This window comes from Bacteroides ilei, assembly GCF_900128495.1.
In the GTDB taxonomy this organism is placed as follows: domain Bacteria; phylum Bacteroidota; class Bacteroidia; order Bacteroidales; family Bacteroidaceae; genus Phocaeicola; species Phocaeicola ilei.
Genome location: NZ_LT635801.1, coordinates 1,689,372 through 1,715,887, shown reverse-complemented (window position 1 = coordinate 1,715,887; position 26,516 = coordinate 1,689,372). Strand labels below are relative to the sequence as shown.

Annotated in this window: 25 protein-coding genes and 3 pseudogenes; 7 read left to right on the top strand and 21 right to left on the bottom strand. The window is 40.8% G+C overall.

Features of this window, described 5'->3' with window-relative positions; translation table 11 throughout:
• Positions 1-173: 173 nt before the first annotated feature.
• The 5 genes and pseudogenes from istB to BQ7489_RS07370 all read right to left on the bottom strand — a co-directional run bounded on the left by istB (position 174) and on the right by BQ7489_RS07370 (position 4,270).
• On the bottom strand, positions 174-956 hold the full coding sequence (gene istB, locus BQ7489_RS07390; protein WP_072530496.1) for an IS21-like element helper ATPase IstB: 783 nt from the start codon (positions 954-956) through the stop codon (positions 174-176).
• A complete protein-coding gene (istA, locus tag BQ7489_RS07385) occupies positions 943-2,538 on the bottom strand; it encodes an IS21 family transposase (protein WP_072530495.1) in 1,596 nt (531 codons plus the stop codon). Before istA ends, istB begins: the two co-directional genes overlap by 14 nt.
• A 147-nt stretch (positions 2,539-2,685) precedes the next feature.
• Positions 2,686-3,119, bottom strand: a pseudogene (locus BQ7489_RS07380) (MATE family efflux transporter); the annotation flags it as partial.
• Between the two features lie 125 nt (positions 3,120-3,244).
• Complete coding sequence (locus BQ7489_RS07375) at positions 3,245-3,748, bottom strand: HD domain-containing protein (RefSeq protein WP_072530493.1); 504 nt, start codon at positions 3,746-3,748, stop codon at positions 3,245-3,247.
• Positions 3,749-3,787: 39 nt separating this feature from the next.
• The gene (locus BQ7489_RS07370) at positions 3,788-4,270 is read right to left on the bottom strand and encodes a hemerythrin domain-containing protein (RefSeq protein ID WP_083580481.1); all 483 of its coding nucleotides are present in this window, start codon (positions 4,268-4,270) and stop codon (positions 3,788-3,790) included.
• 138 nt (positions 4,271-4,408) lie between these two features.
• Between BQ7489_RS07370 and BQ7489_RS07365 the strand changes: the two genes are divergently transcribed.
• The gene (locus tag BQ7489_RS07365; protein WP_071147970.1) at positions 4,409-5,695 is read left to right on the top strand and encodes an IS1380 family transposase; all 1,287 of its coding nucleotides are present in this window, start codon (positions 4,409-4,411) and stop codon (positions 5,693-5,695) included.
• A 120-nt stretch (positions 5,696-5,815) separates the two neighbouring features.
• On the opposite strand, the gene BQ7489_RS07360 is transcribed toward BQ7489_RS07365, so the two are convergent.
• The 4 genes from BQ7489_RS07360 to BQ7489_RS07345 form a co-directional block, all read right to left on the bottom strand.
• On the bottom strand, positions 5,816-6,097 hold the full coding sequence (locus BQ7489_RS07360; protein WP_072530491.1) for a DUF542 domain-containing protein: 282 nt from the start codon (positions 6,095-6,097) through the stop codon (positions 5,816-5,818).
• A gap of 91 nt (positions 6,098-6,188) precedes the next feature.
• A complete protein-coding gene (gene thiD / locus BQ7489_RS07355) occupies positions 6,189-7,061 on the bottom strand; it encodes a bifunctional hydroxymethylpyrimidine kinase/phosphomethylpyrimidine kinase (protein ID WP_072530490.1) in 873 nt (290 codons plus the stop codon).
• Positions 7,054-8,202, bottom strand: coding sequence for an aspartate aminotransferase family protein (locus BQ7489_RS07350; protein ID WP_072530489.1), 1,149 nt, complete (start codon positions 8,200-8,202; stop codon positions 7,054-7,056). Before BQ7489_RS07350 ends, thiD begins: the two co-directional genes overlap by 8 nt.
• A 14-nt stretch (positions 8,203-8,216) precedes the next feature.
• Complete coding sequence (locus BQ7489_RS07345) at positions 8,217-8,732, bottom strand: pyridoxamine 5'-phosphate oxidase family protein (RefSeq protein WP_072530488.1); 516 nt, start codon at positions 8,730-8,732, stop codon at positions 8,217-8,219.
• Between the two features lie 408 nt (positions 8,733-9,140).
• Between BQ7489_RS07345 and BQ7489_RS07340 the strand changes: the two genes are divergently transcribed.
• Both BQ7489_RS07340 and BQ7489_RS07335 read left to right on the top strand, forming a co-directional pair.
• Positions 9,141-9,830: a Crp/Fnr family transcriptional regulator gene (locus tag BQ7489_RS07340; protein WP_072532061.1), complete on the top strand. Its 690-nt coding sequence runs from the start codon at positions 9,141-9,143 to the stop codon at positions 9,828-9,830.
• Positions 9,831-10,073: 243 nt separating this feature from the next.
• Positions 10,074-10,981, top strand: a pseudogene (locus BQ7489_RS07335) (IS982 family transposase).
• A 94-nt stretch (positions 10,982-11,075) separates the two neighbouring features.
• Here BQ7489_RS07335 and tnpC read toward each other — a convergent pair.
• From tnpC to nrfH, 8 genes are all read right to left on the bottom strand, one after another.
• A complete protein-coding gene (gene tnpC, locus BQ7489_RS07330) occupies positions 11,076-12,923 on the bottom strand; it encodes an IS66 family transposase (protein ID WP_072530487.1) in 1,848 nt (615 codons plus the stop codon).
• Positions 12,924-13,014: 91 nt separating this feature from the next.
• Positions 13,015-13,347: an IS66 family insertion sequence element accessory protein TnpB gene (tnpB, locus tag BQ7489_RS07325; protein ID WP_007901161.1), complete on the bottom strand. Its 333-nt coding sequence runs from the start codon at positions 13,345-13,347 to the stop codon at positions 13,015-13,017.
• Complete coding sequence (locus tag BQ7489_RS07320) at positions 13,341-13,706, bottom strand: hypothetical protein (RefSeq protein ID WP_007901163.1); 366 nt, start codon at positions 13,704-13,706, stop codon at positions 13,341-13,343. The genes tnpB and BQ7489_RS07320 overlap by 7 nt, the downstream gene beginning before the upstream one ends.
• A 169-nt stretch (positions 13,707-13,875) precedes the next feature.
• Entirely contained in the window at positions 13,876-15,162 is a 1,287-nt protein-coding gene (locus tag BQ7489_RS07315) for an alginate export family protein (protein WP_072530486.1), read from the bottom strand.
• 16 nt (positions 15,163-15,178) lie between these two features.
• On the bottom strand, positions 15,179-15,967 hold the full coding sequence (locus BQ7489_RS07310) for a cytochrome c biogenesis protein (protein WP_072532060.1): 789 nt from the start codon (positions 15,965-15,967) through the stop codon (positions 15,179-15,181).
• A gap of 16 nt (positions 15,968-15,983) precedes the next feature.
• On the bottom strand, positions 15,984-17,207 hold the full coding sequence (locus BQ7489_RS07305; RefSeq protein ID WP_072530485.1) for a cytochrome c biogenesis ResB family protein: 1,224 nt from the start codon (positions 17,205-17,207) through the stop codon (positions 15,984-15,986).
• Between the two features lie 5 nt (positions 17,208-17,212).
• The gene (gene nrfA / locus BQ7489_RS07300) at positions 17,213-18,688 is read right to left on the bottom strand and encodes an ammonia-forming cytochrome c nitrite reductase (protein ID WP_072530484.1); all 1,476 of its coding nucleotides are present in this window, start codon (positions 18,686-18,688) and stop codon (positions 17,213-17,215) included.
• A 19-nt stretch (positions 18,689-18,707) separates the two neighbouring features.
• Positions 18,708-19,268, bottom strand: a complete 561-nt coding sequence (gene nrfH, locus BQ7489_RS07295; protein ID WP_072530483.1) for a cytochrome c nitrite reductase small subunit — start codon at positions 19,266-19,268, stop codon at positions 18,708-18,710.
• A gap of 308 nt (positions 19,269-19,576) precedes the next feature.
• On the opposite strand from nrfH, the gene BQ7489_RS07290 reads away from it, so the two are divergent.
• Positions 19,577-20,350, top strand: a complete 774-nt coding sequence (locus tag BQ7489_RS07290; protein ID WP_072530482.1) for a PRTRC system ThiF family protein — start codon at positions 19,577-19,579, stop codon at positions 20,348-20,350.
• Between the two features lie 54 nt (positions 20,351-20,404).
• Here the strand turns inward: BQ7489_RS07290 and BQ7489_RS07285 are convergent.
• Positions 20,405-20,708: pseudogene (locus BQ7489_RS07285) on the bottom strand (helix-turn-helix transcriptional regulator).
• Between the two features lie 319 nt (positions 20,709-21,027).
• On the opposite strand from BQ7489_RS07285, the gene BQ7489_RS07280 reads away from it, so the two are divergent.
• From BQ7489_RS07280 to uraH, 3 genes are all read left to right on the top strand, one after another.
• Positions 21,028-21,309, top strand: coding sequence for a helix-turn-helix domain-containing protein (locus tag BQ7489_RS07280; RefSeq protein WP_004326371.1), 282 nt, complete (start codon positions 21,028-21,030; stop codon positions 21,307-21,309).
• On the top strand, positions 21,306-21,599 hold the full coding sequence (locus tag BQ7489_RS07275) for a helix-turn-helix domain-containing protein (protein ID WP_005776824.1): 294 nt from the start codon (positions 21,306-21,308) through the stop codon (positions 21,597-21,599). The genes BQ7489_RS07280 and BQ7489_RS07275 overlap by 4 nt, the downstream gene beginning before the upstream one ends.
• Positions 21,600-22,033: 434 nt before the next feature.
• A complete protein-coding gene (gene uraH, locus BQ7489_RS07265; RefSeq protein WP_083580479.1) occupies positions 22,034-22,447 on the top strand; it encodes a hydroxyisourate hydrolase in 414 nt (137 codons plus the stop codon).
• A gap of 83 nt (positions 22,448-22,530) precedes the next feature.
• Here uraH and BQ7489_RS07260 read toward each other — a convergent pair whose 3' ends face one another.
• From BQ7489_RS07260 to BQ7489_RS07250, 3 genes are all read right to left on the bottom strand, one after another.
• Positions 22,531-23,100, bottom strand: coding sequence for a sugar O-acetyltransferase (locus tag BQ7489_RS07260; protein WP_072530479.1), 570 nt, complete (start codon positions 23,098-23,100; stop codon positions 22,531-22,533).
• A gap of 23 nt (positions 23,101-23,123) precedes the next feature.
• Positions 23,124-25,178: a beta-galactosidase gene (locus tag BQ7489_RS07255; RefSeq protein WP_239496981.1), complete on the bottom strand. Its 2,055-nt coding sequence runs from the start codon at positions 25,176-25,178 to the stop codon at positions 23,124-23,126.
• 72 nt (positions 25,179-25,250) lie between these two features.
• Complete coding sequence (locus tag BQ7489_RS07250) at positions 25,251-26,480, bottom strand: DUF4861 domain-containing protein (protein ID WP_072530478.1); 1,230 nt, start codon at positions 26,478-26,480, stop codon at positions 25,251-25,253.
• Positions 26,481-26,516 lie beyond the last annotated feature (36 nt).

Below are 26,516 nucleotides of genomic sequence, written 5' to 3'. Positions count from 1 at the left end.
TTTTCAAAACATGTATTTTTACACCATCAAAAAAAGAAGAGTATGGCAATGCTGGAAAATCCACAGCGGTGTGACCCCGTGTGCCAAACAGGATTGACCCTTCTGAAAAAAATGCTAAATACCCTGTATTAGTCCTGGCCGACGGGGGTTATTTTTATTTTGGTTAGTTGAGATTATTTGTTTTTCCCAGCCTTGATTTTCCGTACACTTTCACCACTCAGTTCAATCTGGTGTGCCGAGTGTACTATACGGTCAAGTATTGCATCGGCTACTGTAGGGTCTCCGATGGCGTCATACCAGCTGGAGACGGGAACCTGTGAAGTGATAATGATGGATTTCCTTCCATGCCTGTCCTCTATGATGTCCAGCAGGATTGGACGCTCCTTGGCGTCAAGCGGTACGAGGAACAGGTCGTCCAGAATGAGTAGCGGACATCGCTCTATTTTTCTGAGTTCCGTTTCGATTGTGCCTTTTGCCTTTGCCACTTTCAGGAATCCCAGGAGTTTCGAGGCGCTCGCATAGAAAGTCCGTATTCCGGATTTGCATGCCTGGTATCCCAATGCGGTAGCCAGGAAGCTTTTCCCGGTTCCCGAGGATCCTGTGATGAACAGGTTCTGCGCCTGTCGGACGAACTCCAGGGAAGCCAGCCGCTCCATCTGGTTGCGGTCAAGCCCCCGGCCGATAGTATAGTCAATCTCTTCCGGATAAGCTTTGTAACGGAAGGAGGCCAGCCGTATGAGCCTTTGGATGGCGGCTTCCGAACGGTAGTCCCATTCACGGGAAAGCAGCCAGTTGAGGAAGCTGTCAGGCGTGGCGGCTTCGGCAAAAGTTGACGAAAGACTTTCGGTGAAGGCTGCGGCCATGCCGTAAAGCTTCATCCGGTTCATGAGTTCGAGGGATACGGCGTTGCGGTCTTTTTCCGCAATGATGGGGGCCGTCTTTTCATTTGTTTTCATTGTTGTCTGTCTTTAAGTTATTGGGTGTAATTGTCTTTGAGAAGTATTCACGTCCGCGGATATTCTTGTGCCGCGGCAATGCCGGTAATCCGCCCTCCGTGCCGCAACCGTCGGCGGAAGGCAGGAAGTCCGCATCGCCGCCCTTTTCCAGAATGTCGAGCACTTCCTGATATCCGTAAAGACGGGCCTGCGAGGCACATGCGCATGCCGCCACAAGCCGTTCCAGCCCGTACTTCTCCTCAAGGGAGAGGATGCCGCGGCAACTGCGGAATGCTATCGGAAGATACCTTTTGTGGGCAGTGACTTCCTTCAGGTACACAAGCACGATGTTGTCGATGGAGGCAGCCCGCTGAAAGATCTCGCCCAGGTCTTTCTCGTAGCTTCCATGCCGGCCGGGCAGATTGTGCGAAGCCTTCTGCGTATAGCCGTAAGGCGTGTCGTCACGGTGATGGGTTGTCACGTGTCTGAGCCCGTGGAAGACTTCCAGCGTATCGGCGTCATAAACGATATCCACACGTTTGCCGATATATTCTTTCGGCACGCTGTAGTGGTGTTTGAAGAGCGTGACATAACTGTTACGCATTACCGTCGCCGTCCTGCGTTCCTTCATCTGGTAGCGCATGGCAGGAAGCGGACGCAGGTAGTCGGCTTCCGACTGTTCGAAGAGCTCACGGCGGGAATGCTCGCGCGATGCCATGCGCCCGGCGTTGAACTTCTCCAATGAGGCACGTATGGCAAGGTTCAACGAATTCAGATCATGGAACGTCAATCCTTCAATGTCGGCATAGACAGAACGGTATATCAGTTTAACTGCATTCTCCACGAGAGCCTTGTCCTTGGGGTGACGTACACGTGCCAGGTATACGGCACAGCCGTAATGTTCGGCAAAAGCTTCGAAGTCTTCATTAATGACCGGTTCGTTGCGGTCACTGCGGAGGACGGCGGACTTCAGGTTGTCAGGCACTATGGCCATGGGAGAGCCTCCGAAAAAATGCAACGCATTCTCACAGGCGGTGATAAGGTCTTCCTTACGCTGGGAGCGGACGGCCTCGCAATAGGTATAGTGGCTGCACGGCAGGATGGCGACAAACACTTCCATTTGCCTGATTTCTCCCGTCAGCTCGTCCGTAACCTCAAGCCTGTCACCGGCAAAGTCAATGTACATCTGGTCGCCGGCGTAATGTTCCACATGGCCTACGGCCTTGGTCTGAAGCATATACCGCCGCAGCAGGATACCGAAATTCGCATGGCGGTAACCATCCGGATGCCCGCGCCTGTATTCCTCAAAGAGTTTGCGTACCGTGACCCCTTTCCGTTTCAGGCGGGAGGCGTATTCCGGAAGGAGAGCCTCCAGCTCGATACGGCGTTCGGAAGGTTCCCTGACACGCGACTTGCCACCGACAAACATACCGTAAAGGTGTTCATCGGACATTTCCAACACTTTCTCAATGGGAAGGCCGCTCTCCTGATAGGCGCGGACATACTTGCGCACCGTGTTGCGGGAAAGGCCGAAAGCGCTGCTTATGCCTTTTATTCCCATCCCCATTACATAACAACGGAGGACATTTTTTAATTTTGCCATTGTATTAACTGTTTTAAACCGTCGGCCAAGACGGTAAACGAAAATACAGAAAAATCCCCTGTCAAACCATAAGCTTGACAGGGGTTATTCTTATTTTGGCATAAGTGGGCAATGGCAAAATGGCCGGAAGGGTCAATCCTGTTTGGCGCACGGGGTCACACCGCTGTGGATTTTCCATATATAAGCTTTATTCATTATCTTTTCAGGAGTTTTCATCCAACCCAATATATCCGAGCACAACAGGCTTGTTATTATGGCAATCATTATAGACATTACTGCTGAAATCTTCAGACTAATAAAATATATCTACGCAATGTCAAATAATCATGTGCACCAAATTTCTGAGCCATAGGGATTCCAAAACCACAACAACAGCCTGTACAAAATCCCAATATAAGGGTTATCACAGAAGTACCTGCACCAACAGCCGCAAGAGAGTTTATACCTAAAAATTTACCAACTATTACTGCATCAACTATAGAGTATGTCTGCTGGAGAAGATTGCCCAACAAAAGAGGGACTGTAAAATTAATCAAAACAGTCAATGGAGATCCAGATGTCATATCTCTATTACTTGCTATTTTCAACATACCAGAATTTATATACTTAAAAATGACTACTAAATAAAAAATCCCCCAAACAGGGGATTCCTTCATTTAGATCTTACTACAATATAAAAACAGTATTCTCAAGCTATATCATAAAATCAGTTAGCTTTCAAATACATATCTTCTAAACATTGTATTCCTGATTGTGTTCTAAATATCTTATTTCTTACATTCTCAATCATTTCAGCAGAGAATCCATCCTCGAATATATTAACAAGAAAGTCTGCTTCAACAAGCAACTGATAATCTATTCCACTGATATTTGTATATGTGTGATGATGACCGACTAACCAACAAACCCGTTCTATCTGTTCACATGTATAATTACCTGTTTTTATCAAGAGTTTCTCCGCTTCTGCCGGACCTTCAAGTTCCTGGTGTTTTCCATCACAAACTCCATACTTCTGTTCACATATACGTATGCCAATATCATGAACAATTGCTGCTGTTTCAAGAATAAAAAGAGTTTCTTCGTCCAATTGTTCTTGTCTTCCAAGCAATGAAGCAAAATTATATACTTTGATAAAATGTTGTATTCGTTTAGCATCACCCCGATAGTATTCTATCATAGAGGAAATTAGCTGCAAATGTGTTGTATTCATAATTTCATTCTGTAAAAATAGGATTTACGTCATAATTAATCATCTTACCCATTCTCTCTCCAATTTCTCAAATTGAGGAAATAGAATATTATTTTCAATGAATATATGCTCAAATAAATCCTCTACAAACGTTTCCAGTTCAACCATCATCTGTTCATAATTTATACAAAGATTTTCATCCGGTACTCTAAAACCGTTTGTAATCTTTCTCAAATGCATATAGCGCATCCTTTCATTTTCATGCTCCATTGTCATTACTCTGATAGGATTTGAAATTGTTCCACAATGCATAGTCTCTATATATTCTTCATTATGTGAAGCATCGAACAATTCATACAAATATGGGAATAACACACTCTCTTCTTTCTGAAAATGCGATTCCAAGTCGTGCATTGACAACTTAACCTGATTAAACAATTCATTTAATTCAGGATATTCCATTCCATAATTGTCCTTCACATTCTCAATCATAGAAAGAAGATAAGCCCCTTTTTCCTTTGTATTCCTGTGATGATACTTTATAACCTAAATTCCGCAGCATTTTAGTTTAACTTATTTTATAAGTACCTGAGCAACAAAAAGTTGCTCAGGATTTTGCCATGTCAGATTTTTCACCTATCTTAGTGTTGCAAATCAAAATATGTATCAAACCCGACAGACATGGCAAAGGTAGCAATAAAATCTGAGAAACTCTCTCCTTTTGGAGGAATTTTTTCAATAATGGAGCAATTTGACTCCAATCTCTCATCTGTAATCGACTCAACCCTCGGTATGAGATGTAGGCTGTATGGTTATCAATACAGCGAAATCATCCGTTCGCTTATGAGCGTTTATTTCTGTGGCGGCTCATGCATAGAGGATGTCACCACTCATCTGATGTATCACCTCTCGCTTCATCCGACACTTCGCACATGCAGTGCCGACACGATTCTCAGAGCCATAAAGGAACTGACCCAGGATAACATTTCCTACACATCCGACACTGGCAAGACCTACGACTTAAACACGGCAGACATGCTGAATACACTGCTCCTCAATTGCCTATTGTCCACAGGGCAGCTGAAAGATGGCGAGGGGTATGACGTTGACTTCGACCACCAGTTCATAGAGGCTGAGAAGTTTGATGCGAAACCCACATACAAGAAGTTTCTCGGATACCGTCCTGGCGTGGCGGTTATTGGCGACTTGATTGTCGGCATTGAGAACAGCGACGGCAACACAAATGTCCGTTTCCACCAGAAGGACACGCTGAAGAGGTTCTTTGAAAGGTTTGAAAAGAACAAGCTTATGATCAACCGTTTCAGAGCTGATTGCGGCTCGTGTTCTGAAGAGATAGTGGAAGAGATTGCTAAACACTGCAAGACCTTCTATATCCGTGCCAACCGATGCAGTTCGCTCTACAATGACATCTTTGCCCTCAGAGGTTGGAAGAAAGTGGAATTGGGCGGCATTGAGTTTGAGCTGGCCTCCATTCTCATCGAGAAATGGAAAGGGAAGGCATACCGTCTTGTGATTCAAAGACAGAAGCGGATAGACGGCGAACTCGACCTGTGGGAAGGAGAATACACCTACCGCTGCATCCTTACAAATGACTACGAGTCTTCCGAGAAAGAGATTGTCGAATTCTATAACCTCCGTGGAGGGAAGGAACGCATCTTCGATGACATGAATAACGGATTCGGCTGGAACAGGCTTCCAAAATCCTTCATGGGAGAAAACACGGTGTTTCTTCTGCTTACGGCACTCATACGCAACTTCTATAAATTCATCATGGCGAGGCTTGACGTGAAGAGGTTCGGACTCAAAGCAACAAGCCGCATCAAGGCGTTTGTCTTCAAGTTCATCTCTGTGCCAGCCAAATGGGTCAGGACATCAAGGCAGTATGTGCTGAATATCTATTCATGCAACAACGCTTATGCTGATGTGTTCCAGAATGACTTTGGATGACACCGACAACTTATGGTCGTGATTTTGCGTATTGCCTCAAGTCGCATGGTGGGGTAAGGGGATTTAATGCGTCTTTGTGGCGATTTTTGCTGCGTTGCACCCTCTTTTGCCACAGTGTCGCTACCTTTTTGACCTCTGTGTCATCTTATGAGGGCGGTTGCGGATTTGAGGTATAATATAATCTAAAAGCAAATCTAAAGGCCATAAATAAAATGGTGTTCCCTGATGTGATATATTTTCCAAATCGTGGAGGACTTCATCTATATTAGCGCTATTTTCTCCAGATAAATCTTCCAAACTCATATTTCCATTGCAATAGTCTATCCCATATCTGAAGAAAACAGACGCACTTGCAGAGTTTTCTAAGACAATATCCTTTACTTTCTTACATCTAAGTTCCATAAAATCAATATCTACTTTAAAATATTATGCAATAATCATTTTATATATCAAGATTTCACACTCTAGATAATTAATAACATCAAACAATATATCACCTATTATTTCTGTCTTGAGAGATATTCATTCTATATCTGAGATTTTCTTTCTGTAATTTAGTATAATTCTTGTAGAATGGAAAAACCGGCCCAAAACCTGTCCCGAAAGAAAATTTTGCTCCATAACTTATGGCCTTATGAATAAAATCTTCAGATTTATCTATTGCATCAATAATATTCCATCCTCTTGCTAAATAAGTAGCAATAGATGATGCGAACATATCACCCGTTCCATTCACATTCTTTGTTTTAATTATAGGTTTAATATATTCCCTAAAATCACCATTTTGTGGACAATAAAAATAATCTGCAAGTTTATCTTTATATGGCACAGATTTTATTATCACAGAATTACCCCAAATAGAAAGTTCCTTCAAGTCGTCTAGAATCCCATGTATATTCAATTTTCGCCCGAGTAGAATCTCTGCCTCTCGCATATTAGGTGTAATGATAGTGGCTAGTGGCATCAGTTTCTTTTTATAACAAAAAATAGCTTCATCTTCAAGAAGTTGATCACCCGAGGAACTAACCATAACAGGATCTACCACCAACGGTATACCAGCATAGTTTTTTATCGTCTCAGAGACTTTCAATACCAAATCTTTCGAATACAGCATTCCAGTCTTAATACAGTCGGCCTCGACATCCTCCATAAAAGACTGTATTTGAGACACTACCATATCAACAGGTATTAAACAAACATCCTTTACATGCTCTGTATCTTCATCAACAACACATGTGATAGCCCCTGCAGCGTATCCTCCACATGCAGATATTGCCTTGACATCTGCCTGTATCCCTGCAGAGCCAAGAGGTTCACTACCTGCTATAACAAAAACCCTGTAAGGGACCTTTCCTTCCTTAATCATTCTTACATCCTAATTTATCCAAACAACATACTAACTTATCAATGAAATAATCAACTTCCGACTTTGTAATACATAATGGAGGCAATATTCTCAGAATATTCCTACCAGAATATCCGGTAAAGATATGGTGATTGAACAGAAGCATCTCTCGGATCTTTGACACAGATATGGCAAACTCAACTCCTATCATTAGCCCACGTCCTCTAACATCAGTGATTAATGGCGATTCAATAGAACGCAGTTTGTGTATGAAATAATCTCCCACATTATTTGCATTTTCTATCAGGTTTTCAGTTTTCATGACCTGTATCACCGACAATGCAGCAGCACACCCAAGATGATTACCGCCAAATGTAGTTCCAAGCATTCCCTTACGAGGTTTGAAAACGTCACTTATCAGAACACCTGAAAATGGAAAGCCGTTGGCTATACCTTTGGCTACAGTAATGATATCCGGTTTAATGCCACTCCATTGATGAGCAAAGAACTTTCCTGTACGCCCGTAGCCAGACTGTATTTCATCCATAATTAGAATTGCGCCATATTGTATAGTCAGCTTACGCAATTCTTTAAGAAAATTATCCTCTGGAACTCTTATTCCACCAACCCCAGAAATACCTTCTATTATTACAGCACAAACATCTCCACTACGCAATACACTTTCCACCTCAGCTATATCCATTCCTGAAAAATATACATTATCATTGCAATTAAGAGGAGCTGTGATCAAAGGATTGTCTGTTACCTCTACTGCTGCTGATGTACGACCATGAAAAGAGTTTCTGAATGCTATCACCTTTTTCTTTCCGGTATGGAACGAGGCTAGTTTAAGGGCATTCTCATTTGCCTCAGCTCCAGAATTTACAAAAAATGCACTATAATCAGAATACCCGGAGATTTCCCCCAATTCATATGCAAGCTTCTCCTGAAGTTTATTAACTACTGAGTTAGAGTAAAACATCAGATTCTGCATCTGCTCATACATACATTTTACAAGGTACGGATGAGAATGCCCTATTGATATTACAGCATGTCCACCATAAAAATCCAAATATGAATTACCGTTGTCATCGTAAACATAACAACCAGAACCCCTAACAATATTTATAGGGAATATAGAATAAACATCAAACAAATTCATAATCTAATATTTTACTACTCCATCCTTCCATACTTCATTTCATCGCCATTCTTATCGTATTGTTTACGCTTGCCTGTTGGAGGAGCCGACAAGGTTACTTTGACTACAGCTGTACGATGAAGGCTTCTTTTAACTGCTTCCTCAAAAGCGTCCATGTGTTTTGGCAGAAAGCGTTGGCTAATTAATCTCAATGCCAAAATCTTTTCTTCATTATCAGTAACAACCTCAGCTTTTCCAAATGCAATAGCCGAACGGTACTGAAGAGTGAAAGTTCCATCTTTAGGACCAACCGTAGGTTGGCATTTTGTAACAGCAGAAAGACATACTTCTGGATTTACTGCTATAGCATCAAGTTTATCACCTTCTGGAGCACAATGAAAATACCAAATATCATCACCATTACTGGCCAAAGATAATGGTACTCCATATGCAGTACCGTCCGGTCTTGTAAAACTAACCGTTATATATGGAGCTTTGCGCATTATTTCCAATGCCCAGTTGCTGTCCATTTCCCTACTTACTTTTCTCATAAAGTTCTAAATATGCTTAAATATTTGCCTAATATTACAGGTAAGAACAACCTCTGTTCTATTACCTAGGTATAAAATATTCTATAACTATACGACAAAATTACCTTAGATGAAAAAAATACGATGTAATAAAAATGACACCATTGATATTTATTAGAGAAAATACCTGATGAAATAATCAATCCAATACATTTTCATTCTTAACTGTATGTTTTATTCAGCGAATATTTCAAATCTAAACTTTTGAAAAGCATATAATATACATACATGAAACTTCATCTATGAATAAAACACTATGTTCACATAATCCTCAGTAATCTGATAATCAGATTGGATATTAGTCCGGATAAAGTTTCATAATGTCGGCAGAAAATACTAACTTTGTACATTTTCAAAAAGAATAAGATTATGGAGACAATTGAATTTAATGACTATTATAAAGATATATTATTCTCAATACCACTATTCCGTGATTTAAATACTATATTAAAAAAGAGACTCATTCAGGAACTTGATTTTAATTTATTCAAGATTCAAAATAATGAAATAATTGCAGAACAAGGAGAAGCCTGTTCCAGGCTATATATCTTATTAAAAGGAGAATTAGAGGTCAATATTATTGATGCAAATGGCAATGAGGTTCTAATCGAAAATATTGTGGCCCCACGTGCATTTGCAACTCCTCATTTGTTTAAAGAAGACAACAGATTCCCCGCAACATTTAAAACGATTGAAGAATCTATACTTCTGACAGCTACAAAGGATTCCACATTCCGTCTCATCAGTGAATGTCCTGATATTTTAAGAAGTTTTCTTTGTGTATCCGGAAAATGTAATATATGTACAACTGTACGTTTGGATGTTTTATCCAGAAAAACAATTAGAGAACGTATCCTAGTATATCTGTTTAAAAAGCAGGCTAAAGACTCTAATATCATTAAGATGCCTCATACTTTAACGCAGCTGGCTGAATATTTGAATGTTACAAGACCTGCATTATCAACTGAATTCAATAAAATGGAAAAGGAAGGATTAATAAAAAGAATACCTAATGGTAACATAGAATTAAACTTGGCTAAAATTAAAAGGCCCATATAATATCAAGATTAATTTCAATTATAATAGAAGACCTGACAAATAGCTCATTTACTTTTATTTCATGACTATTTGCCAGGTCTTCTATTTTCTACTTACAGTAAATTATATGTAATTTACTCGTAAACTTCCAATTTTAACGTGAGTTCGAAATAGTAATAAATATATTTCAGTGATAATTAGAAACATAGCGATAAAAGTATTAAATTTATAGTGCTGAATTATAAGATTTAAACGATTACCACTATGTTTCCAGAGTCTAAAGTTACAGAGATTTATTGTATGGCCGATGATTTTTGCAAGGAATTTACATTGCAACAGGAAAAATATATGATTGAGGATAAGAAAACCAGGCATCGTAACAAACCTAACCGTATGAATGATGCTGAGATTATGGTTATTCTAATCCTATTTCACTCCGGTGGTTTTCGCTGTTTCAAGCATTACTACAAGGAATATGTCTGTAAACATCTGAAACACCTTTTTCCGCGTCAGGTTTCTTATAACCGTTTTGTGGAGCTGGAGAAAGAAGTGCTGCTTCCCATGACCATCTTCATCAAGAAAGTTTTGCTGGGAACCTGTACCGGCATCAGTTTTGTCGACTCCACTCCTTTACGTGTCTGCCGTAACCAAAGAATCCTTATTCATAAGACATTTGAAGGACTTGCCGAGCGTGGAAAATGTTCACTATGGGATGGTTCTTCGGATTCAAACTACATCTGATAATCAATGACAAAGGGGAAATTCTCAATTTTATGTTTACTCCTGGAAACGTGGATGACCGGGAGCCTTTGAAGCAGGGTAAGTTTCTGAAAAACATCAAAGGAAAACTATGTGCAGACAAAGGATATATTGGCCAAGCTCTGTTCGAGAACCTTTTCCTTGATGGCATTCAGCTTGTCACTAAAGTTAAAAACAATATGAAGAACTCGCTGATGAGCATTGCCGACAAGATTCTGCTCAGAAAAAGGGCCTTGATTGAGACGGTCAATGACGAGCTGAAGAACATTGCACAGATAGAACACTCCAGACATCGTTCGTTCAATAACTTTATAGCCAACTCTTTGTCGGCTATAGCAGCATATTGCTTTTTTGAAAAGAAGCCCGCCATTGATGTAAACTTTGTCAATGACGGACAACTGTCTATTTTCTAATTTTATATCGAACTCACGTAATTTTAGGGTATCCCCTTTTAGACGGGCGCCAGTCGGCACCCGTCTAAAAAAGAATCCACAAATTTAACGATTATTATTTGCATATTGTCATGGGAAGAAGGTTTTCGTAATCCGTTCTTCCCTTTTTTAATTCTCTGAGCAGCTTGCAGAAGTAATCCCTGAAGGAGACTCCTGCCTGTTTGCAGGTTTCTATAAAGGTATTATAGATTGCGGAGTTCTGTATTCCTTTCACGCTTCCGAAGAACAGGCTGTTCTTTCTTTGGACAGTGATTGGTCTTATCGCTCTTTCTGCTGCCATATTGTCTATGGAGTATTCTCCATCATTTCTGTAGGCAAAGATCTGATTCCAGAAGTTCTTCAGATAGTTAAGAGCCTTGCTCATAAGTTCGCTTCGGTTCTCATCCGGATTTGCAAGCAGATCATAAAGTTCTGTCCTTATCTTCTCGATGACCTCAGTTGTTTCCTTACTGTTCCTTCTGCGGTAAATCTCGTCTGCAGTAAGTTTTTCCCGGCGATAAGTATCTTCCATGCCGTATAGCTTTGCTATCTGCTCAAGGAAGATTCTTGCCTGCGGGCTTCCCTGGTCGAAGGCATACTTGAACTTTGCCCTTGCATGAGCCAGACAGCAGAGATGATCTATATCCATAAGTTCGTTGTCAAGATACATATATACGTTATAACCGTCACTCTGCAGTGATTTGATTTTTGCATCACCAAGGAACTCCTTCAACACATTTCTGTTCCTGCCTCCATGTTTCTGTACACCTTCATCATCCGTTGTATCCTCGTAGAAGAAGATGACTATACGCGCTTTTCTGTTTACCAGACACCACATATAGGTCTTTCGTTTCTTATTGTATGCGTGATAGCGGAGCCATGTCTCGTCCACATTCACGTTGGCACCGTCCTGAAGGGCAATCTTCTTGAGGGCAGGTATCAGCTTATTGAGCTGCATGGCACCTTTGTCGGCCCAGTTCAGCAGGTTCTGCACAGAGGTGTTCCAGTCCATATCCGACAGACGGTTCTTCGCCTCCCTGTATGCCGGTGTCGACATCTGGAAGCGGTTGAACATCAGATACGAGAGCATGTTTGCCGTAATGCTTGTACCCGGTACTATCTCGTCATAAAGGCTTGCCCGGACGTCATCCTTCATAGGAAGGAACATGCTTTCAATCCTGCCGTCGGCATGCTTCACCTTAAGTACCTCAAAGTGATGTTCCTCAATATGGCTCACAATGTTTCTTATTTTACGGTAGCTTGACGATATTACAACAGAATCCTCAGGAAGCATTGTATAATCAGACCTGTGTATAATCGGTGTACCTACACAAGTCTTATTGTATGTCATTCCTTTCCTGTATGGTCTTTCCTTGGAAAGGGAAGCCTTCGGAGTATCCTGCGTGTCGCATGATGCGGAAGAGTCCGGCTGTGGAACCTCGCTTGGTGGAGCAGTAGGAGTACCGTCAAAATCATCCTTGTCATCATGCTTCCCTTTTACGACCCTTTTACGGTCAATACCTTTGAGACTTTTGGAAGAGGCATAGGTCTGGGTATTCATAATGGAAAGACGTTCTAAAAGGGCATTATACTTTTTCTCAAGTTTTTTATACTCCTTATCGCGGAGCTTGTATTCAAGGACAACCTTGTCAGCCTTGCTGTTTGCCTTAAGCAGGGCATTTGTAAGGGAGTCTATTTTCTTATTGGACTCCTTCAGGTCTTTTCCTATTTCATCAAGCCGTGCTATCATTTCGTCAAGCTGCTTGCTCTTGCTCTGATTTTCCTCAAACAGGAACAGGGCGAACCTCTTTATCTGCTCATTATCCATACCTTCAAGGGGTGTATGCTCCTTTTCGGGTCTGTTCATCATCTCTTCAAGATGCTTGCGTCTGAGTGTATTTTCTATGAGCTCTTCCAGTTCCATGTTCTCTAATATTTTATGTAAAGATACTCATTTTCAATGAGATATACAAATATTTAGAGAATTTTTATCGCTGATTGTCAGAGTTTTATCTTTAAATTCTTATACTCGTTATTACTGGAGTTTCAAGTATCGTGACCAGGTCTTTCCAGTCTATTTTATATACTGTCACATCGTTCTTGCGCTCTATTTTCATGAACTTATAGCCCTTAATGAAAGACTTCTCATGAAGGTAGTAGGCATTGCGCTCATAGTGTATCATACGAACCTTGCGCTGGTCTTTAGACATGAACATGTAAACATCACCATTCAATGGATCACGGTGGTATCGACCTCGGATTATCTCGCATATACGCTGAGCCTTGCATCTCATATCGTGAAGCTCAGGAAGGTAGTAGAAGTTGTGAAGACCGTTGATGCTCAGCATAAGCCCTCCAGTTTCTCTACCAGTGTTTTCAGCCCCTGATAGTCTAAGCCTTTCTTCTGTATGCACAAGCCCTCACGAGTTCTTATCGTCACCATAATGCTTCCTTTATGGGGAGTTGTACGTTTGAGCTTGTCTTTAGCAACCTCCTGCCGTTCTTCATTGCCTGTCCGAATCAGCTCTTCCGGAATTCCTTCAACTTCTACAGGTACAACCTTTTTCTGTGTCTTCTTGAACCAGTCATAGAATGCCGTGTATGGAATATTGTTGCCAATGCAGAACGAGTTGATGGAAACCCCATTGGGCTCACCCTCGGTTTTGTAGAGGAACCACAGTCTTTCAAAATCTTTTTCGCTAAACATAATCTTTCGAGTTTTAAGTTTAGCACGAAGGTATGCGAAAGAGACATGCTAGTCAATACGCCAATTTTGGAAGCTTACAATTTACTCAATTGAGCGTTCTGTTTAATATACATTTTATTATCGAAACTTGAATTCAGAATAATTACCACCAAAACTCATACAGGAATCGTCACTTACAAAAGATTTGTGGGTTTATATTCAGTGATATCCATCCCCAGTCTTGCCAGCTGTTATGGTTACCTCCTTTTACAATATCCATTGTTGAAGTCCCGAACATTACAGAATAGCCTAAAGACAAACTTACATCCTTCATTATCTTCCAGTCCAGCTGATAATCAATTTCAGATCCTAATGAACGTTCCAGATTTTCAAGTTTCACAGCTGTAGCAAAATAATGATAATTCATTCCCATCGATACTGAAGAAGACACCTTATAACCAACTCCAATCTGAGTATCGGAAAGCCCTGGGTTATAACCTCCAATAAAATCAGAAGCATAGAAATAATCCATTGCCCCATAAAACTTATGGTGTGTTCCATATAATGGGTTGAAAGCCTTATATGTTCCGTCAGACTTATCATTTCCACTCAAGTAATCAGTTCCAACATTTACAGACCAGCTTTTATTTATATTATATGAAGCACGTGCACTACCCATAAAAGCTGATACTGAACGTGATGATACATTCTTGCCGAACTGATAATAAAATGCACCGGATAAATTCCATTGGCCGGGAGCATATTTAATGTATGTTCCGAATGTCTGCATATATTGAGTGTCAGATTTTCTTGACTCAGCATCGCCTCCCTCCTGACCAAGATTCATTGCCATAATTGAAAACTGTAAAGGGGTTGAAGCAAAATCATAATGATACCATAAAGTCTGCATATTCTTATACAGCTTTGTCTTGCTGCTATCATAGAATGTTCCTCCTATAACATTCTCGTCATTCTGATTAAATGCAAATATACCATGAAGCTGATGCCCATTTTTTCTATATCCAATTTTCAGAGCATCGTGATAACGTCCGGCTACATTCCAGTCCAACCCTCCGAGAATACGCTCATCGTCATACGAAAGAGCCTGTCTTCCCAACTGCATAAACCAATAATCATTAAATTCAAATGCAGCCCATGCTTCATTCAATATGAAACGGCCGTTCTTATCCACCAAGGCATCCTGTCCCCATACACCTACATGCTGAGCAGAGAATTTCAGAGAAAGGCGTTGACGTTCATATCCCAATGAAAGTCTGACACGTTCATTTATAAAACCGGACGGCAAATCACTTTCATTACGCGGATACAATGCTCCATTACGGTATTCACCTCTTGTACGAATCTGGGCCGAAACAAAAAATTTGTCTTTTTCGTTATTTTCTTCCTGGGCATAAGAGATTGATACATTTCCTATAAATAAGAATGCTATCAACATAGATAAGTTTCTTCTTCTCATAAATCATAAGGTTTAATCAGTTCATATTATAAGTATGTATACTGCTACCTTGTGCAGACGGCAAATAATTTATTCCCCACCAGCACATCTGCAGAAACACAAACGATAACAGTAAAACATACAAGGATGCTTTCCGTTTATTATGCATTCCTATCCTCATATGTATATATGTGAGATATGAAAACCATGTAACTGCAGCCCATGTTTCTTTTGGGTCCCATGACCAGTAATGTCCCCATGCTTCCTTTGCCCATAATGCTCCGGTCAACATACCTAGAGTCATGAATGACAATCCGACATATACCAGGTTATCACACAAGGCCATTTCTTTGACATCGCCTTGATTTTTCTTTATCCATAAAAGATAAATTCCCATTATGGCCGAAGCCCCAAGCATAGCATAAGCAAACATGTATATAATGACATGAGGAGCAAACCATGGGCTTTGCAACGCAGGCATCAAAGCCTTATTGTGAATTTCAGGTTTAAGAATGTTTACACAAATGAATACTACAGACAGTATAGTACTGAATCCAAGTATCCATTTATACCTCCATCTCATATAGGTAATCAACCCAGCAAATGGCAGGAAAAAAGAATACCACAGACGGGTCTCTCCCATTGTGCGCAAAGGAGGTCTCTCCAATGAATACCACAACAAGACTATAAATGTTCCAAAGACAAGAAGTCCTATAAAAGTAAATGTACATGCTCGTATTTTGAATTCTTTAAAAGCATTCCATGAACCTATAATCCAGAACAATACAGACGCTATGGCAAAATATATAAACCAGTCCCAACTCATCATATTTCCCTATTTTCTAATTATTTTTCTTTTGGGCAGTGACAAACATACACACAGCACCAAACATCATCATTATAATTCCTACATAAACAGCCGGAAGCCAAGGATCTAAAACCAGTTCAAAAACACTTATATCACTCCAACGTCCTTTGCTTTCATCATAACTCAACTGATAAATCTTCCAGTTTTCTATATCTGCAGGTTTGTTTACTTCTATTGTTTTTTCCTGTTTTTTTCCGCTTTCTGTATATATAACTACATCTGAAGAGAAACGTCTGGGTTCTCTATCCGGCATTACCAGACTGCAAATACTATCAAGGCGAAGAGCCTGATATGGGAACAGAAAACTTCCACAGCTTACCCAACCACTTGCAGTTCGTTTCCCATCACAGGAAACAGCCTTCACGTTTACAGCATAAGTGGCTCCGGTACTTGGCCATTCAACATACCTTACAGTATCTTCTCCTGATACTGATGCAGCCATTTCTATTCTGTCCAATATTTCAAACTTCCACTCTGACAGCTTACCTGAATTTACCCCATCTTCCAGCAAAAGGTGTTCAGGTTTATCATATGGTAAAGCCTTTCCTGTAGAATTATCTATCAGCATCAGTTTCGGTGGGTATTCGTCTATACTGAAGTCCTTTAGTTCTATGGCTAACGGCAATTCATGTAAATTCCCGTTAATGTCTGTAGCACGCCATTCAGTCTGACCAATACGGGTATTCATAGTCAGCCTCTTCATGTCAGCACTTCCCAAAGTAGCTGAAACCAAAGCTATAAACAACCCTAAATGATTTAGCAGAAATGGTATTCTGGCAACACGAAATGAGAACAAATATTTTATAGAAACTAGCCCCACTATTGAAGTCATCCAAATATAAACCAGAATGAAAGGCCAAAAAGAAAGCATACTGTTAAATATGGAAAATCCGTCCGAAGAAACAGAAGACGGCATCTGTTTTATCATCCCCATAAGGAATGTCAGAAATACAACTGCTATCAATGATGGTACAGCTGCATTATACGACATTGTCCAACGAACAAAATATAGCTTTTTCCTTAAAATATAAAGCATTATCAAAACCACTACATACACTGTTAAAATACAGATATTAAGTGGCCAAGCAAAACTGCTCCAGTCAACAGCCCCCGTAAATAGATGCAAAATAAGACCTATGGCTATCAATCCGCCACAGGTCATTATTCCTTCTTTTACTCCCCAAGTATTCTTCCACATAAATATCAAATAATACGTCCGTTAGACTTTGCCTCTTTCAACCAACCTGGTACAGTCTTATTCATAAAACGCTCCTTTGCAGCTTTCTCTGCTGGAATATCCAATCCGATAAATTTCTGAGCCTTTTCCTTGGTTGAAATATCAGGCATAGGTACATTGTCCGTATATCCATGCTTTGCCAATATCCTGGAAATAGACAATCTCGCTTGTAAGGCTCTGTCAAGTCCATGCGAAAGGATTCTCTGTATTTCCTGAGGCGCATGAAATGCTGCTCCGTGTGATGCTACTCCAAAGTCCCATCTCCACTGTGCCTCGCGAAGAAGCTTTAGAACAGGCTTCATTTCATTATCCGTAGCTCCCTTGTCCCATGCAAATTTGGCTTCAATATGTGCAGAAGCCAGTTCTTCTTCCAGACGGTTTCTTATTTCATTAGCCTTACGCTGACGTTCATAAACATTATTACGCAAAGTTTCCTCACTTTCACGGTGGCAAACCTGACATGTACGGTCTATCATGGCAAGAGGGCTCTGGATATGATGGTCACTGAACTTCATACCACCTTCACTCTTATACGGCATGTGGCAGTCTGCACATGATACCCCACGCTGTCCATGAATTCCCATCTGGGATATTTCATAATCAGGATGTTGTGCCTTGATAATAGGAGCACGGCTTAAGGCATGTGTATAGTCAGAGAAATTGTTCTCATCATAATATTGTTCTATTGTTTCCACTGTCATACCCTTGTCCCAAGGAAATGTCAGATATTTTCCATCCCCTTTGAAGTAATATTCCACATGGCACTGCGCACAGACCAAAGAACGCATTTCCTGCGGTGTTGCCTTTGTTATATCTTTTCCCTGACGTGCAAATGCTTCAATCAAAGCCGGACGGCTTATATGAAGATCCATAGTCTCTGCATCGTGACAGTCTGAACATCCTATAGGATTTACAATCTCAGAGCCAAAAGCAGCCCACTTATTATTATAGAATGAATCAACACCTATTTCCTGCATCATACGTGGGACATCAGGACTCTTGCATGTCCAGCATGTAGAAGGCTGGGGACCGTCATTTTCGTTTTCCGGAGAACCGGTACGTAATGTTGCTCGTATATCCTCTATTGCATGCATATGTCCACGCGGTGTAGAATAGTCCTTTGAGAAAGCATAACCAGCCCAAAGAATGACCATTTCAGGACGTTGTTCTAGGACGTCAACCATTACGTTTCCATTAAATTCACTCTGAAAATCAGTATTGGCAGTTTCTGTCCAAGTCTGATATTCTCTCGGGAAATCACTCTGGAACTTCTCATTCTGAGGTACAATACCCTTCATAGGATTTTTTCTGTTATTAAATATGCTTACCACTTCTGCCCTGCGTTCAGACAATGCAGAAACAGCAAGTCCCAAACAAAAAACAACGGTCATTGAAACACCAAACAACAACCATCCATGCCAAGATTTAAAATTATTGTTCATATACTATAGTTTTATTTTATTATTTCTTCATTTTCTTAAGCCATTCCGGTACGGGTGATTCAGGTAGTGGAACTATCGCATTGGGAGTGGAAGAGAGACTGTTTTTACCTCCATGAGGTACCTCCCTATGGCAATCCCAACATGCTTTCCCTTTTCCAACTTCAGACATCATATAGTCTATACGTCCTGTTTCCACAAATTCAGTATTAAGTTGCTGGTGGCATCGTATACAGTTATTCATTATTACTTGTGAGCTTGCAGGATGTGCCTGTATGACCTGTGGTTCAGAACTTGTCAGAAAAGCTGCAACATGCTTCATTCCATCCATTCCCTTAAAAGTCCATTTCTTTACAAAGTTCTCATGAGGAACGTGACAATCATTACAAGTAGCATTTATTGAATGAGAACTGTGCATCCATGTAGCGTAATAAGGGGACATAATATGACAATTCACACAAGCTGAAGGTTCATCAGTAAGATAAGTATGCGCCCTCAACATATAAAGGAAAAATAATCCACCTCCTACTATAGTTCCAGCCATGATGGCTGTTATTATTTTCTGCCTTTTAGATAATATCATATATATACATTTTTTTGCAAAAAAAACATTTTATCGAAATAATCAGTGTAAGAAATATGACACTTGCATTATTTTTTAAGTTATCTATTCCATTAAAGATAAATTCCAATACTGCTTTATAATCGTATTTGTTCCTTTCTTAAGGAGAATTTTCTTTATGACTATCGCCTTGAAAATTCATCTGAAAAAATGTGGTAGTAAACTGATTAAAATTAAAATGAAGATTATAGGAATTAACTACAAGCAACATGATGCTAGCCGTATAATCAAAAGGAGGCTATCGTTATATAACACTATAATTTTAACCAATACATTTTACCGACCGCTACCTGCTCAATCCGCGTCATCCGGTAACGGTATTCGTCATCGGAGCCGGAGGTACCGGCTCACAAGTGATAACCAATCTGGCACGCATGAGTATGGCACTTCAAGCATTGGGCCATCCCGGACTGCATGTCACCGTATTCGATCCCGACACAGTAAGCCAAGCCAATATAGGACGCCAGCTTTTCAGTGAGACGGAACTGGGACTGAACAAGGCCGTATCACTTGTCACACGCATCAACCGTTTCTTCGGATACGCATGGACTGCAGAACCGCAATGTTTCCCCACCAGGAACTTTTCTGGAGAAAGCACAGCAAATATCATCATAACCTGTACGGACAATATACGTTCACGTCTTACGCTTTGGAAGTTCCTGAAGAAAGTCCGCAAAGAAAACTTCAGTGACCATTCGGCTCCCATATACTGGATGGATTTTGGGAACAGCCAGACAAAAGGACAGGTCATCATCGGGACGGTACGTGAGAAAGTTCTCCAACCTTCTTCACAGGAATATATTCCCATGCCTAAAATGAATGTCATCACCGAGAAAGTGGACTATGCAAAAATCAAGGAAAAGGAATCAGGACCAAGCTGTTCTCTGGCGGAAGCTTTGGAAAAACAGGATTTGTTCATCAACTCCACACTGGCACATATCGGATGTGACATATTATGGAGAATGTTCAAGGAAGGAAAGACACTGTATCGCGGTGTCTATGTCAATCTGGATACATTGAAAATGACCGCAATCCCAGTGTAATGCATAAGTGACCGTATCATCTTTCCATCAGAATACGGTCACTTATTCTATTTGCTACTTATTATTTACTATGTTCTTACCTCGCTGGAGAAGGAAACTCTGTATCTCTGAGGCAAGATAGAATGATTTCCCGTTCTTTTCCACCGAGTAATATTTAATCTTGCCCTCTTGCCTGTAACGTGCCAAGGTTCTTTGTGACACACCAAGGAGTTCTGCCAGACACATTATCAAGCAGTCTGTCTCCGTTCATACATTCTTTCAGACGGTTCATCTGATCCAGTTTCTTTTCAATGCGGGCAAATCCCTCTACCATGGTTCCTATAAGTCTTTCGAGTATCTCATTATCTATATATGACATAATTCCAATGTTATTAAATGAATAAATCGATACTCTCTTCGTGCGCACTCTAAGAGTATGTACTTATAGTAGTGAAAATAGTATGCCTGAATCTAAGACAAAGATCAACAAGCTTATTAGACGCTGATAATCAGGCGTATATTTTTTCTACTTAATATTTAGTGTAAACCAAAAGTGTAAACTATGTAATACAGAATTGGAAACGGGTTAACACAGCCACCAACAATGACATCTGATGCTACCTGACGACACCTAATGACAACATTTTGTATCATATACATATTCAAAATACATTTGTACAAACTCAACTTTTTTGGATATGGAAATCATTGGAATTGAAACAGCTACATATGAAAAGACATTAAAGGAAATTGAAAACTTCCTTGATACCATTGATAAATTGATTACAGCTTCTTCACAGAAAACAATAGGGGAATGGTTGGATAATCAAGAAGTTTGCCTGATCCTCAAAATTTCTCCAAGAACATTACAGAATCTTAGAGATACAGACCAAATCTCTTATTCTCAAATTGGAAAAAAGATTTATTATAAAAAAGAAGATATTCAGAAGTTCATTGAAAAACACAACAGAAAATTATGAGCAAAGTAATTACCCAAGATAATGAGCAAGTTATTCAGATATACAATAGGTTAAAAGATACGCTAACAAGACTCGAAGATATTCTGAAGAACAACAACCCAACACTTAATGGGCATAGATATATGAATGATGCAGAATTGGCAAATTACCTTAAAGTATCAAGACGCACTTTACAAGAATATAGAAATAATGGAATCTTATCCTATTATCAGATTGGAGGTAAAATTTTATATCGGGAATCTGATATAGAAGAACTTCTTGAGAAAAACAGACAGGAAGCATTCCGTTAAACATTTCTTGGAATTTTCGTTGATTTTCAAAGCAAAAATCCGTATCTTTGCAGTACTGACAAAGAGTTGTATATCAGTGCAGAACAAAGAAGTTCAATCGAGGTGAAATAGGTGGACTAAATGATAAACAGCAAGATAAGTAACTGATTATTAGCGATAAAAAATATAAGGTTCCGCCCCCAAGCGGATCACATCAATAAAAAAGGCTTCCAAATGGAAGCCTTTTTTATTGATATTGCTAATCTTACAGACACTATTCTTATTAACCGCAGAATCAACTAAAAAACAAGCTATTCCATTTTTATTTAAAACCTGAATATAATACTTAATAAAACAGAAAAGAATGTAGGCTACTGCACATAAGTTTGTAATTATTACAAACTTAAATACATTTGCAATAATTAGAACAGTATTCACTTTTTACATTCCAACGTATGAAAAAATTCTTTTTATTATCAATGCTGCTCACCTTCATCGGATCCATGCCTGCACTGGCACAAACAAAAGAATTCCAGCTCTCCAGCCACATTCTTGACATCCACCTCGGGCAACCGGCACCCGGAGTAAAAATAACACTGGAAAAACAGGATAAAAACGATTCCTGGCAGACAATAGACGAAAAAATAACCGACAAGGATGGAAGGGTAAAAGACTTCCTTGAAAAAAAAGGGAATGACAACAGAGGTATATATAGGCTGACCTATCACATAGGTCCTTACTTCAAAAGGCAACAAAAAGATACGTTCTATCCATATATTCAAGTAGTGCTCGAAATCAAAGATGAAAACCATTACCATGTGCCTATAACCCTTTCTCCATACGGATATTCAACTTATAGAGGCAGTTGAATGAATAAAGACGAAAGCTTACCAGTATCATCGTACAATTGAGTAAGCTTTCGTCTTTTATTCTATCATATTCTAACGTATAGCTATCGGTTCACATCTATTGCCCTGATGACTTTGGCAGGGACACCACCTACTATCATATTATCAGGAACATCTCTCGTCACGACAGCTCCAGCCGCTACAATCGCATTTTCACCTATCGTAACACCTGGCAGGACAATAGCTCCCGCCCCAATCCATGCATTACGTTTTACAGTAACCGGTTTGACCAGCAGATTATGACGGACTGCCGGATTTTCAGGATGCCCCTCAGTAGCTATCTTCACACCCGGAGCTATAAAGACACCATCCTCAATGGTAATTCCCCCTTGATCAAGAAACGTACAGCCGAAATTGATGAACACCCCTTTCCCTACACGGGTAAGCTTACCGAAAGCCGTATAGAAAGGTGGAAACATTCTGACGGAAGCATCCAGCTCACATCCCCATATACGTTCCAATAATGCGCGTACCTCATCCGGCGAATGATATCCGGAATTCAACTCACCTACCAGTTTCATCGTCTTCTCAAACTCTTCTCTCAGTAAAGGAAAATCCGGATCCGTTTCAACGATCCGTTCGCCCTTTCTCATCCTTTCAATCACATTTCCCATAAATGTACATTCAATTAAGTCTATTATTCATCCACTGAAAAAACCAATACACCGGAGGTCGGAATATCCTGCGAACCGATCAGGACCTTACTTCCTTGTGGAAGTTCAAAATGATAAGGCCGGTCTGCATAATTCAATACAATACCGAATCCGTTACGGTATTCCATTGTAACACCATAAGGCAGGTTCATGACAGAAATACCCAAACGGGCGTACAGCTTATCCAGCACCTTACGTTCTAAAGTTCCGTCGGTCGTGTCCACTCCCACATAGGTTACCGTACCTTTCCCTAATTTACGGAAAGTAACGGCAGGCTTTCCCTCATAAAATTCCTGCGTATACGTAGCCCATACTTCATTATCGGACTGAGGCATCAGAATTTCACCCCATGTATTCCAATTATAGTCACAGTCATCCATCCTGACTGTTCCCGGCAGATCAGGCAACAACAAATCATAAAATTCGATTTTATCGCCTGTCAGTTCACTGATCATGGAACCGAAAGGTGCTTCAGGCAGCCTTCCCATACGATCTTTCTGCGCCGTACGGCAAGTCAGTACCAGATTGCCGCCCTCCATCACATATTCCTTCCAACGTTTTACCAGCGCCTCATCTGCAAGCTGGTATGCCGGTACCACCAGAACCGGATACCTCGAAAAATCCTTTTCTTCCGAAATGAAGTCCACAGGGGCCCCATACGATTTCAACGCACGGTAATACTTGTCGACATGTTTGAAGGTATCCCACGTATGGTTCTGCTTCTGACGGTCAATACTCCAATAATTTTCAGGATTCCACAGAATGGCAGTAGTACGTTTCACATAATCGGCAGGCTTGGCCTCCCGTTCCCTTGCAACAGGACGCAATCCACGGATTTCCCGCATGAACTGTTCATATTCATGCCCTCCCAAAGTTACGGTAACCCCATCGGTACCCACTATACCATAATGATACTGCTCGGTACCATATAGCGGCTGACGGAAACGATAGGTACAGATAAAATCGGATCCACCTGCAAATACACTCCACAGCCATAATCTGACAGCTCCAGGATATGGCTGAGGATTGATGCTCCCCCAGTTCACCTGTCCCGGCTGAAGCTCCATCACACCATAAGTACCGGTTACCGGACGGAAAAAATCATTTGCCATGGCAATCCGTAACGGGTTTCCTATACGGAAACCACGACGACCTATGCCTTCATTGTCCCCATATACCATATAACGGGTATAACTCATGAAATCCAATGTCTTGCTACCACCGATATGGCCTTTGTCATAATCGGGAATGTAATTGGTAGTTACCCACTGGTTCTTGGCATATTTCTTGATCAGACGACATTGTTCATCCAAAAATTCATTCGTCTGTAAAGCAGCAAACCTACGGTAATCCAAAACCTGATGATGGTTCATGAACATCAGAGAAAACTGAGGCAGATTGATTTCATCGAACGAACTATATGTCTGACTCCAGAATGCAGTTCCCCACGCCTCATTCAACTTCCGGATATCATCCTGATATTTTTCTCTCAGGAATCGACGGAAACCATCCAAAGCCTCTTTACCGTAATCAAACTGTACGGCAGGTTCGTTATCCAACTGCCATCCTATGATACGTGAATCATTTCCATAATGCTTTGCCAACTCCTCAATCATGCGGAATGCCAGTTTACGGTATGTCGGCGATGCGAAAGAAGCATGCTGGCGGGCTCCATGATCCATCACATTACCCTGTTCGTCACGTAACAGTATTTCAGGGTATTTACGGCTCAACCAGACCGGAGGAGTAGCAGTAGATGTACACATAACAACCTTCAGGTCATATTTATCGGCCAAAGCCACAGCCTTATCAAGCCATGAAAAATCATAGACCCCTTCCTGAGGCTCCAGTTGTGCCCATGCAAATTCAGCAAAATGCGTGAACTCAAACCCAAGCTCATGCATTTTTTTCAAATCCCGTTCCCATTCGTTTTCATTCCAATGCTCCGGATAATAATATGCTCCAGTCAGTGTCAGATCCTTATCTTTGAACCATTCATTCTGTCCGTGTATCACAGGGAAAGAAATGGCCAGACACATCAGACAACTTATCAATCTTTTTTTCATATACATGTCTTTTTCAAGGTTACAAAAAGTCTTCATTGTATCATATTATCGGGGCATTACAGTCACCTTACATGGCTGTTCCAATGCCTTTTTCCATTCTTTTGCAAAAGCAAACCAATCCGTTGGAGTCGGATAACCGAACTTCTCCTTCCGAGACGTAAAAGCAGTATAATAACGGAAAGAGCTCTGTCCAGGTGCCTGGATTACATACAAATAATTTTCCTTGTCTGCCGCTTCTTTGGACACTAGTTTTTTAGGAATATAAGTGGCCAATCCAACCGTCTGACGGGTATATTTGACAGTATCGCCTGTAGGCCAGTCGGTACCCCAACTTGCCACCAGACCTTCATGATCGGAATATTTTTCAGAAGTACCCAAAATATTCTGCACACCGGTGGCAAAAGTTTCATGATCCAGCGGACGGTCAAAAATTGCATCTACTTGTACATCACGATGTCCGGCATATAAGGTATAACGGTTAATCATGTTAAGCTCCTTTCCCTGATATTTCCAAGCCTTTACCTCTGCATCGGCAATCGTACGGACCGGTCCGGAAGCGATCAGTCGTTGTCCACGGAAAGCAACAGGAGCAATATCCGTTGCCTGAGTACCATCCCAACCTCGAAGAGTTCCTGCCCCGCAACTCCCTCTTACCAGAATGACATCATCACCGAACCCCTTCTTCAACTGCTCATCGGTAGGATAAAACAAACTTTCTTCAATCTCCAACCCCTTGTTGAATTTTCCATAAAGGTCAGTAGTCTGCTTTTGGTTATAATAGATCCGATAAGCCACCAGTTCACTTTCAAAGGCAATGCCATGATGCATCAGCACGGTATACGTATCACTGGTTCCCGGTGCATAAATGGAATATCCTTTTTCATATTTATCTTTATAATGAGTACGGAACAACATCTGGGCATACACACGCGGCTTATAGATCTTATCGGTCTTCTTTGCCGACAATGTGACCTGCAATGTCTTTTTTCCTCTAGCCGGCACATCAATCACGAAAGCCAGCTCATCGGCACGCATATCGAAATCCAGATCATCCAGCTGTGAAGGAACCTCAACTTCTTCATCCATAACAACCGCCGACTTTACGGTAAAACCATTAGCCCAGTCGTGTAGACTAACCACTACCGGTTCGTCGACCTTCACCGCATCGGAAGGATTTTCAACAACTATTTCCAAATTCTTCTCCTCCACCGTCTGGGCTGAAACAGCAAGACAGCTGGCAAACAATACAGACACAAACAATCCTAATGTTTTCATGATATCAATAATCTATTTTTCATCCATTTATACTAT

Bases quoted from the DNA above. Each gene is read 5' to 3' on its own strand.
- istB (WP_072530496.1), bottom strand. From the start codon at position 956: ATGAAAACAAATGAAAAGACGGCCCCCATCATTGCGGAAAAAGACCGC.
- istA (WP_072530495.1), bottom strand. From the start codon at position 2,538: ATGGCAAAATTAAAAAATGTCCTCCGTTGTTATGTAATGGGGATGGGA.
- BQ7489_RS07375 (WP_072530493.1), bottom strand. From the start codon at position 3,748: ATGAATACAACACATTTGCAGCTAATTTCCTCTATGATAGAATACTAT.
- BQ7489_RS07365 (WP_071147970.1), top strand. From the start codon at position 4,409: ATGGCAAAGGTAGCAATAAAATCTGAGAAACTCTCTCCTTTTGGAGGA.
- BQ7489_RS07360 (WP_072530491.1), bottom strand. From the start codon at position 6,097: ATGGAACTTAGATGTAAGAAAGTAAAGGATATTGTCTTAGAAAACTCT.
- thiD (WP_072530490.1), bottom strand. From the start codon at position 7,061: ATGATTAAGGAAGGAAAGGTCCCTTACAGGGTTTTTGTTATAGCAGGT.
- BQ7489_RS07350 (WP_072530489.1), bottom strand. From the start codon at position 8,202: ATGAATTTGTTTGATGTTTATTCTATATTCCCTATAAATATTGTTAGG.
- BQ7489_RS07345 (WP_072530488.1), bottom strand. From the start codon at position 8,732: ATGAGAAAAGTAAGTAGGGAAATGGACAGCAACTGGGCATTGGAAATA.
- BQ7489_RS07340 (WP_072532061.1), top strand. From the start codon at position 9,141: ATGGAGACAATTGAATTTAATGACTATTATAAAGATATATTATTCTCA.
- tnpC (WP_072530487.1), bottom strand. From the start codon at position 12,923: ATGGAACTGGAAGAGCTCATAGAAAATACACTCAGACGCAAGCATCTT.
- tnpB (WP_007901161.1), bottom strand. From the start codon at position 13,347: ATGCTGAGCATCAACGGTCTTCACAACTTCTACTACCTTCCTGAGCTT.
- BQ7489_RS07320 (WP_007901163.1), bottom strand. From the start codon at position 13,706: ATGTTTAGCGAAAAAGATTTTGAAAGACTGTGGTTCCTCTACAAAACC.
- BQ7489_RS07315 (WP_072530486.1), bottom strand. From the start codon at position 15,162: ATGAGAAGAAGAAACTTATCTATGTTGATAGCATTCTTATTTATAGGA.
- BQ7489_RS07310 (WP_072532060.1), bottom strand. From the start codon at position 15,967: ATGAGTTGGGACTGGTTTATATATTTTGCCATAGCGTCTGTATTGTTC.
- BQ7489_RS07305 (WP_072530485.1), bottom strand. From the start codon at position 17,207: ATGTGGAAGAATACTTGGGGAGTAAAAGAAGGAATAATGACCTGTGGC.
- nrfA (WP_072530484.1), bottom strand. From the start codon at position 18,688: ATGAACAATAATTTTAAATCTTGGCATGGATGGTTGTTGTTTGGTGTT.
- nrfH (WP_072530483.1), bottom strand. From the start codon at position 19,268: ATGATATTATCTAAAAGGCAGAAAATAATAACAGCCATCATGGCTGGA.
- BQ7489_RS07280 (WP_004326371.1), top strand. From the start codon at position 21,028: ATGGAAATCATTGGAATTGAAACAGCTACATATGAAAAGACATTAAAG.
- BQ7489_RS07275 (WP_005776824.1), top strand. From the start codon at position 21,306: ATGAGCAAAGTAATTACCCAAGATAATGAGCAAGTTATTCAGATATAC.
- uraH (WP_083580479.1), top strand. From the start codon at position 22,034: ATGAAAAAATTCTTTTTATTATCAATGCTGCTCACCTTCATCGGATCC.
- BQ7489_RS07260 (WP_072530479.1), bottom strand. From the start codon at position 23,100: ATGGGAAATGTGATTGAAAGGATGAGAAAGGGCGAACGGATCGTTGAA.
- BQ7489_RS07255 (WP_239496981.1), bottom strand. From the start codon at position 25,178: ATGTGTCTGGCCATTTCTTTCCCTGTGATACACGGACAGAATGAATGG.
- BQ7489_RS07250 (WP_072530478.1), bottom strand. From the start codon at position 26,480: ATGAAAACATTAGGATTGTTTGTGTCTGTATTGTTTGCCAGCTGTCTT.